This is a genomic window from Neorhizobium sp. BETTINA12A (assembly GCF_023006485.1).
Lineage (GTDB): Bacteria > Pseudomonadota > Alphaproteobacteria > Rhizobiales > Rhizobiaceae > Neorhizobium.
This window is the reverse complement of the sequence record NZ_JALBGW010000140.1, coordinates 1-12,363: the sequence shown is the minus strand read 5'-3', so window position 1 is coordinate 12,363 and position 12,363 is coordinate 1. Positions and strand designations below refer to the sequence as shown.

15 protein-coding genes are annotated in these 12,363 nt (G+C 62.7%); 7 read left to right on the top strand and 8 right to left on the bottom strand.

The genetic code is table 11. From position 1 onward, the window contains the following. A partial coding sequence (locus MOV61_RS23575) for a DUF1403 family protein (RefSeq protein WP_247138319.1) occupies positions 1 to 664 on the bottom strand: 664 nt, incomplete at its 3' end. Between the two features lie 275 nt (positions 665 to 939). On the opposite strand from MOV61_RS23575, the gene MOV61_RS23570 reads away from it, so the two are divergent. The 3 genes from MOV61_RS23570 (at position 940) to recX (ending at position 3,989) form a co-directional block, all read left to right on the top strand. Then, the gene (locus MOV61_RS23570) at positions 940 to 2,484 is read left to right on the top strand and encodes a S10 family peptidase (protein ID WP_247138318.1); all 1,545 of its coding nucleotides are present in this window, start codon (positions 940 to 942) and stop codon (positions 2,482 to 2,484) included. 121 nt (positions 2,485 to 2,605) lie between these two features. Beyond that, positions 2,606 to 3,328 (top strand): L,D-transpeptidase, encoded by a 723-nt coding sequence (locus MOV61_RS23565; protein ID WP_247138317.1) that lies wholly within the window; start codon positions 2,606 to 2,608, stop codon positions 3,326 to 3,328. 106 nt (positions 3,329 to 3,434) lie between these two features. Further along, on the top strand, positions 3,435 to 3,989 hold the full coding sequence (gene recX, locus MOV61_RS23560) for a recombination regulator RecX (RefSeq protein WP_247138321.1): 555 nt from the start codon (positions 3,435 to 3,437) through the stop codon (positions 3,987 to 3,989). Positions 3,990 to 4,010: 21 nt separating this feature from the next. Here recX and MOV61_RS23555 read toward each other — a convergent pair whose 3' ends face one another. The 6 genes from MOV61_RS23555 to MOV61_RS23530 form a co-directional block, all read right to left on the bottom strand. Further along, positions 4,011 to 4,478 (bottom strand): group III truncated hemoglobin, encoded by a 468-nt coding sequence (locus tag MOV61_RS23555; RefSeq protein WP_247138316.1) that lies wholly within the window; start codon positions 4,476 to 4,478, stop codon positions 4,011 to 4,013. A gap of 140 nt (positions 4,479 to 4,618) precedes the next feature. Next, positions 4,619 to 4,954 (bottom strand): type II toxin-antitoxin system HicB family antitoxin, encoded by a 336-nt coding sequence (locus MOV61_RS23550; protein WP_247138315.1) that lies wholly within the window; start codon positions 4,952 to 4,954, stop codon positions 4,619 to 4,621. Further along, positions 4,951 to 5,205: a type II toxin-antitoxin system HicA family toxin gene (locus MOV61_RS23545; protein WP_247138314.1), complete on the bottom strand. Its 255-nt coding sequence runs from the start codon at positions 5,203 to 5,205 to the stop codon at positions 4,951 to 4,953. The genes MOV61_RS23550 and MOV61_RS23545 overlap by 4 nt, the downstream gene beginning before the upstream one ends. Before the next feature lie 87 nt (positions 5,206 to 5,292). Then, the gene (gene pcaF, locus MOV61_RS23540) at positions 5,293 to 6,498 is read right to left on the bottom strand and encodes a 3-oxoadipyl-CoA thiolase (protein ID WP_247138313.1); all 1,206 of its coding nucleotides are present in this window, start codon (positions 6,496 to 6,498) and stop codon (positions 5,293 to 5,295) included. Between the two features lie 11 nt (positions 6,499 to 6,509). Next, entirely contained in the window at positions 6,510 to 7,199 is a 690-nt protein-coding gene (locus tag MOV61_RS23535) for a CoA transferase subunit B (RefSeq protein WP_247138312.1), read from the bottom strand. Then, the gene (locus tag MOV61_RS23530; RefSeq protein WP_247138311.1) at positions 7,196 to 7,918 is read right to left on the bottom strand and encodes a 3-oxoacid CoA-transferase subunit A; all 723 of its coding nucleotides are present in this window, start codon (positions 7,916 to 7,918) and stop codon (positions 7,196 to 7,198) included. Before MOV61_RS23530 ends, MOV61_RS23535 begins: the two co-directional genes overlap by 4 nt. A gap of 192 nt (positions 7,919 to 8,110) precedes the next feature. Here MOV61_RS23530 and MOV61_RS23525 point away from each other — a divergent pair, with 192 nt between their 5' ends. Both MOV61_RS23525 and MOV61_RS23520 read left to right on the top strand, forming a co-directional pair. Beyond that, complete coding sequence (locus tag MOV61_RS23525; RefSeq protein WP_247138310.1) at positions 8,111 to 8,866, top strand: IclR family transcriptional regulator; 756 nt, start codon at positions 8,111 to 8,113, stop codon at positions 8,864 to 8,866. Positions 8,867 to 8,951: 85 nt separating this feature from the next. Then, positions 8,952 to 9,200, top strand: coding sequence for a WGR domain-containing protein (locus tag MOV61_RS23520; RefSeq protein ID WP_247138309.1), 249 nt, complete (start codon positions 8,952 to 8,954; stop codon positions 9,198 to 9,200). Positions 9,201 to 9,224: 24 nt separating this feature from the next. Here the strand turns inward: MOV61_RS23520 and MOV61_RS23515 are convergent, their stop codons facing one another. After that, complete coding sequence (locus MOV61_RS23515; RefSeq protein ID WP_247138320.1) at positions 9,225 to 9,488, bottom strand: hypothetical protein; 264 nt, start codon at positions 9,486 to 9,488, stop codon at positions 9,225 to 9,227. Positions 9,489 to 9,721: 233 nt separating this feature from the next. Here MOV61_RS23515 and MOV61_RS23510 point away from each other — a divergent pair, with 233 nt between their 5' ends. Beyond that, on the top strand, positions 9,722 to 10,477 hold the full coding sequence (locus tag MOV61_RS23510; protein ID WP_247138308.1) for a CPBP family intramembrane glutamic endopeptidase: 756 nt from the start codon (positions 9,722 to 9,724) through the stop codon (positions 10,475 to 10,477). A 437-nt stretch (positions 10,478 to 10,914) separates the two neighbouring features. Beyond that, positions 10,915 to 12,180, top strand: coding sequence for a plasmid partitioning protein RepA (gene repA / locus MOV61_RS23505; RefSeq protein ID WP_408962417.1), 1,266 nt, complete (start codon positions 10,915 to 10,917; stop codon positions 12,178 to 12,180). The last annotated feature ends 183 nt before the right edge of the window (positions 12,181 to 12,363 follow it).

Sequence of the window (12,363 nt, the reverse complement as noted above, 5' to 3'; positions counted from 1 at the left end):
CTTCGGTCGCGGCATGCACCAGGGCCAGGCAGATCGCCCGGTCGAACCCTTCTTCACCGGGCCGGATGCGGCCACGCCCGCCCTCGGCGCGGAACACCGAAGAAAAGCGCTGGCTCATCAACAGCGGCACGGGCACGGGCCAGCGCAGCTTCTGCGCCAGAAGGAGATCGGCAAGCCACCAGCCGAGCGCTTCGGCATCCGGGCGGATCGTGTGCGTTTCACGGATGATCGCCGCGGCCGCGAACGGCGCGGCTGATCCGGCGAGGCCGAGGTCGTCAAAAACCTGCGCGAGCGTTGCCAGCGGCTCGTCCCATTTGATGCCGAGCATGCCGGCTACCGTCTGCAGCATTTCCGCATCAAGCGCGGCCGAACGCGAGGCAAGCCGCTTCCAGCCCGAAAGGATCTGACCGGCCGGACCGGGATCGTCTCGCGGCTTGCGCAACAGCCAGGCATCGCGCAGCCCCGCCTCGTCTTCCGAACGCCCCGCAAGCCGTACAGCCGCCGTCGCGCATTTCAGCGCTAGCCGCTGCCGCCAGGCGACCGCCCAGTCCGGTTCGGCCCGAACGATCTGATCGAGCGGATAGAGCGCGCCACCCGCCATGAATGCCGCATCCGCGGTGTCCGCGGCAAAGGTCTGGGGACCTGCCCAGCGAGCTGCCGGCATGGGCTGAAACGGCGTCTTCGGAGATACGGCCTTGGGAATCATGGGCGAGAGCGTAAATTTTATGTGCGCTTGTGGCCACCGATCGCGCAGCAATCCGCACCGTCGGCCGCGGATTTGCACCGTTATTTGCAGGACGCCGCTGCGAAAACGCTGAAAATCGGCGAGCCGAGGCCCCTGCCCCTGTCGATCAATAGGAGTTGAGTTTTGCGGATCGGCGCGTCGCCCTACATAGGGTGCGGCTGGTCAAGGAGGATTTCAGTTTGACGTTCCATCGGATGATTACATCTCTCGCCGTAGTCCTTGCCCTTTCGGCGCCAGTGCTTTCGGGACCGGCCTGGGCGCAGCAACCGCGCGGCGGTGACGAGAACCGCGAGCGCGGCCGCCAGACGGAGCAGGGTGCCGGTGGTGGCATCTTCAGCCTGATCCCGGCCGATTCCACCACCGAACATGTCTTCAACTCGCCTTCCGGCGATCTCCCCTATACCGCGACAGCCGGCACGCTGGATCTGTTCGGCCAGGACGGCAATCGCTCGGCGAAGATCTTTTACACCGCCTATATCGCCAAGAACCGGGCACCTTCTGCTTCAGGGGGCGGCCGGCCGCTCACCTTCGCCTTCAACGGCGGCCCGGGCGCCGCCTCCGCTTATCTGCATCTCGGCCTGGTCGGTCCGAAGATCCTTGAATTCGGCGCAAGCGGCGACAACGGCACGACGCCCCGGCTGAAGGACAATCCCGAAAGCTGGCTCGCGTTCACCGATCTCGTGCTGATCGATCCGGTTGGTACCGGCTGGAGCCGCGCCGCCAGCAACGACGCGGCTGGCGGTTATTACGGCGTGCGGCAGGATGCCGACAGCCTCTCCAAGGCGATCGCGCTCTACGTCCAGAAGAACAACCGGCTCGATGCGCCGAAATACCTGCTCGGCGAGAGTTATGGCGGTTTTCGCGCCGCCAAGGTCGCCGTGTCTCTGAAGAACAGTCAGGGGATGCTGGCCTCGGGTATCATCATGCTGTCGCCGCTGGTGGAGGGTCGTTTCCTCGCCAATTCCGACGATCCCTTGAGTGCGGCGCTGCAGCTTCCCTCGCTCGCCGCAGCCGAGATGGAGCGCCGCAACCAGTTCACGCCGGAAAAGCTTGCCGATGCCGAACGTTTCGCCATCGGTGACTATCTCGTTGGGCTTGCCGGCCCCTCCCCTACCGGCCAGGCGGCCGATACGCTCTATGGCCGGGTTTCCGAACTCACCGGCATTCCGAAGGACATCGTCGTCCGCACCCGCGGTTTCGTGGGCGATGTTTATGCCAAGCAGATGGGGGGGCCGGGAAAGATCGTCAGCCCCTATGACGCTGCCTACGCGGTGCCGGATGCCTATCCGGAAGATGCCGTCACCCGCAACGACGACCCGATCCTCGAAGGTTACACGCGCGCCTATGGCGCGGCCTTTGCCGCCTATGCCCGCAACGAGCTCGGGTTTGCGAGCGAAATGACCTATTCGCTGCTGAACGAGGAGGTGAACCGCCGCTGGGAATGGAACGGCAGCCGCGGCGGAGATTCGCGCTCGCTCGCCAGCGCCAGCACCGATATCCGCGACCTGCTTTCGGTCATCCCGTCCTTCAAGCTGATGATTGCCCACGGCTACAGCGACGCGCTGACGCCTTACGGCGCCAGCCGCTACGTCATCGATCACCTGCCGCCTGAACTTGCTTCTGGCCGCGCCGAGCTGAAGGTCTATCGCGGCGGGCACATGTTCTACATCAAGCCGGATTCACGCCGCAGTTTTGCAGGCGACGTCAGGGCGTTTTACGAGGCCAAGGCGACGGATTGAATTTGCCAGCTGTTCGATGACGGACGGGTCACCGTGATGTGAATGCGTCGTGCCTTGCTGGTCCGTGCTCGAAACCGCTACTAGCTGACATACGTTGATTTTCAGAAAGATTTTTCGGTCCATGACCAGCGAATACCAGATGTCGCGGCGCGCCTTCGTGATAGGCTCCGTCTCGATGACCGCGACGCTTGCCGGCTGCGCCACCACCACTGAACGGGCTCCGGTTCCGGAAATGGCCCGCCGCCCGATCGAGCCTCCGAGCGAAGTTGAATTGCAGGCCCGATACGCCGCCCTCGAGGACAGCGGCCATCTCCTGCCGGCGATCCCTTACAAGCAGATCGACCCGAAATATTATCGCCAGCGCGTGGTCGATCCGACCGGCGAACTGCCGGGCACCGTGGTCGTCGATACGCCTGGCCGTTTTCTCTACGTGGTGGAGCCCGGCGGCACGGCGATGCGTTACGGCGTCGGCATCGGCAAGGACGGTTTTGCCTGGCAGGGCGAAGGGGTCATCCACTGGCGCCAGCCCTGGCCGCGCTGGAAACCGCCGAACGAGATGGTCGCGCGCCAGCCGAGCCTCAAGAAGTTTTCCATCGAGAACGGCGGCATGGATCCGGGCGTCAAGAACCCGCTCGGTGCGCGAGCGCTCTACATCTTCCAGAACGGCCAGGACACGCTCTACCGCCTGCATGGCTCGCCGGAATGGGCTTCCATCGGCAAGGCGTCGTCGTCGGGCTGCGTGCGCCTGGTCAACCAGGACGTCATGGATCTCTATGCGCGCGTCCCCTACCACGCCCGGATCGTCGTGCATCAGGATATGTTGAAGGCCGCTCCGGTTGTATGACGCGGCTGCTCCGACGATGTTGTTTCGCTGCGGCCGCATGATGTAAGAGGTCCGGTGCCGCATCGCGCGAAGCGGCGCTAAAAGCGGGCGGAGGCTTAAACTGGATCTGGACGACGAGACGCAGCAATCCGATGCGCCGACGCCGCGCATGCTGTCATGGGCGCGCAATTCGACGATCTATCGCATAAACCGGCGCATGCACACGGAAAAGCAGCTTTTCGATGCCATATCGCGCAAGGCACGTGAGAAATTCGAGGATATCGGCGAGGTCCAGGTCAGGGCGCTGGCCGAGTTCGCGGTGAAATTCGCTTATGACAACAAGGCGCTGGATGATGCCGCCTTTGCCGAGATGAGCACTCGCTCGGGCATGCGCGGCGGCAGGTCCAGACGGGCCATCGCCCAGAAACTGTCGCAGAAGGGCGTGGCGAGCAGCACGGTTATGGCCGCGATTGCCGAGGCGGATGATTTCCATGCGGCCCTCATCCTTGCCCGCAAACGCGCCTTCGGGCCGTTCCGCAGGGGCGAACTCGACGAAAAACGCAAGGCGAAGGAGTTCTCCGCCTTCGCCAGGGCCGGTTTCAGCTTCGATATCGGCAAGAAAATCTTCGAGATGTCGCTCGATGAGGCCGAGGAGGCGCTGGATGCGGGCCGCGACCTCTAGGCGCCAGGGCGCCGCCGGCCGTCAGGCCTGCTTGAGCGCCGGGTCGTCCAGCGCCGGATTGTAGAAGAGCGACAGCGTCAGGCTTTTTGCGATGCGCTCGGCCGTTGTCATGAACCAGGCTTTCGCCTCGGGGCTCGGAGTCATGTCATCCAGTGTCGCGGCAAACAGCTCCAGCCATTTCGGGAAAAGCTCCGGCGTCATGTTGGCGACGCCTGCATGCGCCTGGACCGGCTTTCCGCCATAGGCACCGTTGCGGAAGGCGACGGAGGACCAGAAGCTCTTCATTTTCGCCATATGCTCCGGCCAGCGTCCGGAAAGCCGCGCGTTGAAGACCGGTCCCAGTTCCGGATGCGCCAATATGCGGGCGTAAAAGGTATCGACCAGCTTGCCGATGAAGGCGTCGTCGATGCCTATCGCCTTCATCTGCGCTTCTGCGCGGTCACGGATGGCCGCGACATGCGCCGCGCGCCCCTGCAATTCGTCACTCATCTCAAAACCTTGGGTTCCGCCGCATTTGCGGCCCGTCTTATATAGGTCCTGCGGATGCCGGACCCAAGCCCTGACGCCCGGTTGCGACGATGTGTCAGGTGAAAATGGGCGGCAATGTCAAACTTGCGTGAGCGGTGCCACTACGACCGTGCTGCGGTCGCGATTGTCTCGGCAAGCCATTCGTTGAGACTTTGATCGTTGGCGGTAGCGGCGATGACGGCCGCTTCATGAGTGCGCGGATCGAGCCGGACGTTGAATCGTCCCGAAAACGAGCGAAAAGGCTCAATCCCCTTTTCCTTGCAGATTTCAAGGAAGGTCTGGAGCGACTTTTGACCCTCCGCCATCAGGCCATCGAGACTGTCGGAGTAGAAGTCGGCGCCGCCATTCAGGCCGAGGAATTCCCCGCGAAACATGCCGATCTCCGGATCAAGTGAGACAACCGCTTTGTGGCCTTCGATTTCGATGACGTTCCTCATGGTTTCACTCCATGGCTTTCAAGCCATTTTCGAATGCTGGCGACCGCGCCCTTGTCCGTATCGGGCGATGGATGTGGGCGATGAAATACCCTGACCTCGCCGAACAGCACGACGCCAATGCGGGATCCCTCCCGCTCGGTCACGTCCGCACCAAGCGCTACGAACATGGCCTCGATATCCACCCATCGGATCGAACCGCTCGCGGGCCTTGCATAGATCAGCTCAAGCGTGACGCGATGGCGTTTCTTCATGCTGATTGGTACCACTATATAGTACCAAAATAAAGAGGCCAGCAACAACGCCAGTCTCGATCCATGACAGCGAATGGGAAACGGGTATCAGACGCGCTCCAGCGCCACCGCGATCCCCTGCCCGACGCCGATGCACATCGTCGCAAGCGCGTAACGGCCCTTGCGGAGCGACAGTTCGAGCGCTGCGGTGCCGGAGATGCGGGCGCCGGACATGCCGAGGGGGTGGCCAAGCGCGATCGCGCCGCCGTTCGGATTGATATATTCGGCGTCTTCCTGCAGGCCGAGTTCGCGCAGGACCGCGATGCCCTGGCTTGCGAAGGCTTCGTTGAGTTCGATCACGTCGAAATCCTTCGGCGAGATGCCGAGACGCGCGCAAAGCTTCTGGGTGGCTGGCGCCGGGCCGATGCCCATGATGCGCGGTGGAACGCCGGCGGTGGCGCCGCCCATGATGCGGGCGATCGGGGTCAAGCCGTATTTCTTCGCCGCCGCTTCCGAAGCGATGATCAGGGCCGCTGCGCCGTCGTTGACGCCCGACGCGTTGCCGGCGGTCACCGTCGCACCCTCGATCTTGTTCAATACCCGGAGCTTGGCGAGCGCTTCGATATTGGTCGCGCGAGGATGTTCGTCCTTCGCAACAACCACCGGATCGCCCTTCCGCTGCGGGATGGTCACCGAGGTGATTTCCTTGGCGAGGCGGCCGTTCTCCTGGGCTGCCGAGGCTTTCGCCTGGCTGCGGACCGCAAACGCATCCTGGTCCTCGCGGGAAACCTTGTAGTCGATCGCCACGTTGTCGCCGGTTTCCGGCATGGAATCGACGCCATACTGCTTTTTCATCAGCGGGTTGACGAAACGCCAGCCGATCGTGGTGTCGTAGATCTCGGCATTGCGCGAGAACGCGGTATCGGCCTTCGGCATCACGAAGGGCGCTCTGGACATGCTTTCGACGCCGCCGGCGATCATCAGTTCGGCCTCGCCCGCCTTGATGGCGCGGGCAGCGGTGATGACCGCATCCATGCCCGAACCGCACAGCCGGTTCATGGTCGTGCCGCCGAGCGAGACCGGCAGACCGGCAAGCAGCGCCGACATGCGCGCGACGTTGCGGTTGTCTTCGCCGGCCTGGTTGGCGCAGCCGTAGATGACATCGGCAACCGCTTCCCAATCGACGGACGCGTTACGTTCCATCAACGCTTTCAAGGGGATAGCGCCAAGGTCGTCGGCGCGGACGGCGGAGAGCGAGCCGCCGAAACGGCCGATCGGGGTGCGGATATAATCGCAGATATAGGCTTCGGTCATGATCTTCTCTCTCACAGTTTCGGCACGACGAGATCGGCGACGGGTCCATCGATATGGAGGCGCGCGCCGGTCATGGCCTGCAGTTCCTCGACTGTCATGCCGGCCAGCTTTTCGCGCAGGACGAAATGCTTTTCGACGATGTCGACGACGGCATGGCTCGTATAGACCCGAGTGATACAGGCAACGCCGGTCAGCGGAAAGGTACATGCTTCAACTAATTTCGGATCGCCGTTCTTGGTGACGTGTTCGGTGATGACGCAGACCTGCTTGGCGCCGTGCACGAGGTCCATGGCGCCGCCGACGGCCGGTACGCCCTTGGAGCCGACCCGCCAGTTGGCGAGGTCGCCGTTCTGGGCCACCTGCAGCGCGCCCAATATCGCAACGTCGAGATGGCCGCCGCGCACCATGGCAAAGCTGTCGGCATGGTGGAAGAAGGCGGCGCCCGGCTTCAGCGTCACGGCCTTCTTGCCGGCGTTGATCAGGTCCCAGTCCTCCTCGCCTTCGGCGGGCGCTTCGCCGAAGTTGAGGATGCCGTTTTCGGTGTGGAAGATCGCCTCGCGGCCCGGCGGCTGGTAGCGGGCGACCATTTCCGGAAAACCGATGCCGAGGTTCACATAGGCGCCATCCTTTATGTCCTGGGCGGCGCGCCAGGCGATCTGGGCGTTGGAAAGCTTGATGTCTTCGCGCGTATCGATGGTCATGCCTGGGCTCCTGGGGCGTAGGCCACTCCGGCTCGGATGAGCTCTTCTTCCTGCTGCGGGTTGGCGACCTCGACGACGCGGTCGATGAAGATGCCGGGCGTCACGACGTGCTCGGGATCGATGCCGCCTGGGGGCACGATCTTCGACACCTGCACGATCGTCTTGGCGGCGGCCATGCACATCAGCGGATTAAAGTTGCGGCCGGCCTTGTTGTAGGTGAGGTTGCCCAGTGGATCGCCGAGCTGCGCCTTGACGATGGCGAAATCCGCCTTCAGCCAGCGTTCCTGGACATAATGGCGGCCGTCGAACTCGGCGATCACCTTGCCGTTGGCAAGTTCGGTGCCGTAGGCGGTCGGCGTGTAGAAGGCCGGGATGCCGGCGCCGCCGGCGCGGATGCGCTCGGCAAGCGTGCCCTGGGGCACCAGTTCAAGCTCGATCTGGCCCGCGAGATAACGGTCGGTGAAGGCGCGCGGATCCGACGACTTCGGAAACGAGCAGATCATCTTTCTGACCATGCCCGCGTCGATCATCGCGGCAATGCCGATGCGGCCGTTGCCGGCATTGTTGTTGATGACGGTCACGTCCTTGATACCCTTGTCGATCAGGGCGTGGATCAGCTCGATCGGCGCCCCTGATCCGCCAAAACCGCCGATCATGATGGTCGCGCCATCACCGATCTCGGAGACGGCTTCCGCCGTGCTCCCGATTGTCTTGTCCATACGGGATATCTCCTTCGCTATACTCGGCGGAGGTGACCGCCGTGCTCGGGGGCAAGAGATAGATCAGCGCGGGATGGACAGCAAGGAATATGTGCGATAATTGATCTTTGTTCGTATATCGCACATACTGCGTGAACTGGTTATGCGGACGCAGTTGCTTTGCATTGCCTCGACAAGGTTCAGGGAGAAACCATGCAGGAAACGGATTTCGTCAGCGGATTCGCGCGAGGCCTGAAGGTCATTGAGGCTTTTGGCGAGACGACGCCGCGGCTGGCGATCGCCGATGTGGCGAAGGCGACCGGGCTCGACCGGGCGACGGCCCGCCGCTGCCTGCTCACCTTGGCCGAACTCGGTTATGCCGATTATGACGGAAAATTCTTCGTGCTGACGCCGAAGATTTTGCGGCTCGGCCATGCCTATCTCTCCGCCACCCCCCTGCCCCACATCGTCCAGCCTTTTCTCGACAAGCTTGCCGAGGAGGTCCATCAGAGCGCATCCGCAAGCGTGCTCGATGGCACCGAAGTCGTTTATATCGCCCGCGCCTCGCAGAAGCGGGTGATGTCGATCAACCTGATGCCCGGCAGCCGCCTTCCCGCCTATTGCGCCTCGATGGGCCGCGTCCTGCTGGCGGCCATGCCCGATAGCGAAAGCCTGGCGCTCCTGAAACAGAGCAACCTCAAATCCTTCACGCCCCGCACACTCACCGATCCTGTCCGGCTGATGGAGGAGCTTGCCCGCGTCCGCGAACAGGGTTTTGCCGTCATCGATCAGGAACTCGAACTCGGCCTCTGTTCGATTGCGGTACCGCTGGAAAACGACCGCGGCCGGGTGGTCGCCGCAATCAATATCGGTGCGCCGGCAGCAAGCGTCCCCGCCGCCGAAATGGCGGACCAGTATCTGGAGCCGCTGAAGGGCGTCGCAAGGCTTTTGAAATCGCTGCTGCGCTGAACCCATCAGCGCCGTGAATCGATGAGGCCGGATCGATTCAATCATGTCGTTGGACGGCAGAATCCGGACTTGCGATTCTGCTGGCATGACCAGCGAACCGCTTCTCCTCACCCGGCGCGACCCCGCCCGCAACATGGCCCGCTTCTACGTGCTTACGGTCGAACCCGATCTTTTCGAGGGGGCGGCGCTCACCCGCAACTGGGGCCGTATCGGTACCAAAGGCCGTTTCCGCATCGATCTGTTCGGCTCGCGGCAGGAGGCGGAACGCCGGCTGGTCGCGCTTGTCCGCAGCAAGGTGCGGCGCGGTTATCGGCAGCCGGCGGAGCCAGGTTGACAGCTGTCAACTCGAGTCCACCCTTTAGCGGGTAGCCTTGCGCCAGCCCGCAGACAGTGCCTCATCTTCGCTGCAGAACCATCGCTCTCCGTATTGCCTGCTAATAATAGTGGCGTTGTAATCCAGCTGTCCGGGAACATGAAAGATTCGTTCCCGGGAGTTGATGGAGACATTACCTTTGATGTTGCAGGCGGGGTCGTACCACTCGCGGGGCGCAATTGCGTAGCCGCCAGTCGTGGTGAAAGCGGCGAGTGAGGCGGCGACTACCAGAAGCGGAAATTTGCTCATGGCCGAATATAGCGGCCCGGTTCTTATATCCTCTTTCCCTGGTCGCTCGAGTTTTAGCAATTGAGGGCTGAGACGTGACGTTGCATCTCGACAGACGTCCTCGAGCAACGGGTTGACAGCTGTCAACTCGCCTCCGCATGATCCTTGGGGATGGCGGGTGAGCCTCTATGGCCGTTGCCGGCGATTGATGGTCTAACCGAAGCGTCAGGCGACGCCTGCCCTGGGGAGGGATCATGAAGCGCATAACCGGTAACCGTTTGAGGCTGTCGCTTTTGATCCTGTTCGGCTGGGCGCTGATCGGGTGGCTTGCAGGTCCGCTCCTGGCGCTTGTCGGTGAGCCTTCCATCGATCTCGGCGGCATTTCCATTCCGAAGGCATTGCTCTTCGCCGTTATTTTCCTGATCAGCATGTCGGCTCTGTTCGACAGCCGGGAAGTCGGCCTTACCGCGCCGATTTCCGGGCGTTCGCTGCTGCTGGTATGGCTGCCCGGTCTTTATGCCGTCTGCTTCCTGCTGCTGGCGGCCTGGTCCGGCCTTCCGTCGGTCGCACTGGCATCCTCGCTGCTTGTCTCGACGACGCTTGGAGCGGCCTCGCAGGAACTGATGTTCCGGGGCATCCTGTTTGCGGGATTGCGATCCCGCTATTCGGTCCTCAAGACGACGTGGATCTCGAGCATTTTCGCCGGCATCGCCTGGTTCCCCGTCTGGATCTGGTACGGCGCCTGGGAACAAGGTGTTGCCGATACGATCCTCGGCTTCCTGCTGAGCATTCTGTTCTCGGCAATCCGCGTCAGAACCGGCTCGCTTTATCCCGGCATCCTGCTGCATGCGGTTTGGAGCTATTGCCTCACGCTGCTGAGGTTGAGCGGGGAGGGCGTGTTCTGGAGCCAACTGCTCTTCATCGCCCTCGTCATTCCCCTTCCGATCTATGGGCTGTTCCTGCTGCGGAAGAAGGCTCTTGCGGCCATGCCGGACGTCGCAGCTGGTTGACGAACGGCCGCAAGATATCCGAAGGCGATCGGCAGTTGACAGCTGTCAACTTGATGATGCGTTGAGAATAATCACTGATGTTATTGCCCTGAATTTGAGAGCACGAGCGATGAAATAGTTTCGTCCCCGCCCGTTTCCGGCAGGTTATGCTTGCATCCAGCAAATGCCGGGGAAAACGACGGATGACCACGCTTAATGTCTTGTTAACCAAAAAGTCCTTGACGCGAATCGCCGTGTCGCCCACGTTGGTAACGGCGGGAGGCGAAGAATTTCCGTTTAGGCGTAACCGGGCGCTCAGCCTGTTAATTCGGTCGCCTACCGTAGAAATCGGCAAAAGAATCGCTGCCCGGTCAACCCGGCTTCACATCGGAGGCCTATCCTGTCCCCGGTGGTCCAAAAAGGAGCAGGGCATGGTCGGCACGAATGAGGAAGAACCCATGGCTGTATCGGCGAAAAAATCGGGCGCTCTCAGCGCGGACGTCGCGGCCAAGCCGCGGATGCTCGCCGACGAGGCGATCGCCAGGGATGCGCGGGCGCTGTCCGAGCAGCTGAAGGCGATGCGCGAGCGGCTTTTCCCGCCGGCCTCGATGAAAACGCTGAGAGCCTTTTCCTCCGGCGAGGCCGCCAAGCTGATCGGCGTCTCCGACGGTTACCTGCGCCAGCTGTCTTTGGCAGGGGAGGGGCCCCAGCCGGAAACCGGTGCCGGCGGACGGCGCTTTTATTCGCTCGCCGATATCAATGCGCTCCGCCACTACCTCGCCGACCAGGCGCTCGCCAAAGGCAACCATGCCAAGGCGCGTTCCTACCTGCCGCATCGCGACGGCGCCCGCGGCGAACATCTGCAGGTCATCTCGGTCACCAATTTCAAGGGCGGTTCCGGCAAGACCACGTCCGCCGTGCATCTGGCGCAATATCTCGGCCTGACCGGCCACCGGGTGCTGGCGATCGATCTTGATCCGCAGGCTTCACTCTCTGCACTGTTCGGTTATCAGCCGGAGCTGGATCTCACCGGCAACGACACGCTTTACGGCGCAATCCGCTACGATGCCGAGCAGCGTCCGCTTTCGGACATCATCCGCGGCACCTACTTTCCGGGCGTCGATATCATCCCCGGCAATATCGAGCTGCAGGAATTCGAGCATGTGACGCCGCAGGCGCTGGCACGCCGGCAGGAAGGCCAGGATGCCGGGCCGCTGTTCTTCGCTCGCATCCAGGCGGCCATCCAGACGGTCGAGGCCGATTACGACGTGGTGGTGATCGACTGCCCGCCGCAGCTCGGCTACCTGACGCTGTCGGCGCTCTGCGCCTCCACCTCGGTCGTCGTCACCGTGCATCCGCAGATGCTCGACGTCGCGTCGATGAACCAGTTCCTGTTCATGACCTCCGACCTTCTGTCGGTGGTGCGCGAGGCGGGCGGCACCCTGAATTTCGATTTCCTGCGCTATCTCGTCACCCGGTTTGAGCCGAACGACGGGCCGCAGGCGCAGATTGTCGGTTTCATGCGTTCGCTGTTCGGCGAACGGGTGCTGACCGCGCCGATGCTGAAATCGACAGCGGTATCGGATGCCGGCCTCACCAAGCAGACGCTTTACGAGGTCGGCCGCGAGAACTTCACTCGCACCACTTATGACCGGGCCGTCGAAGCAATGAATGCCGTCAACGGCGAAGTCGAGGCGCTGATCCACTCCGCCTGGGGATGGTGAGGCGCAAGCAGGACATCAAGAGAAGGCGATGACGATGGCTGGAAGCCGCAAGAACGAGTTGAGGGCGCTGTTTGCGGGAGGACTTGCACCGAGCGAGCCGGCCCGTGCGCCTGAAACCAAATCCATGCCCGAAGCCGAAACCGGCCCGGTTGCGGCGGGGGAGGGCGCGCCGCCGCCCCGCAG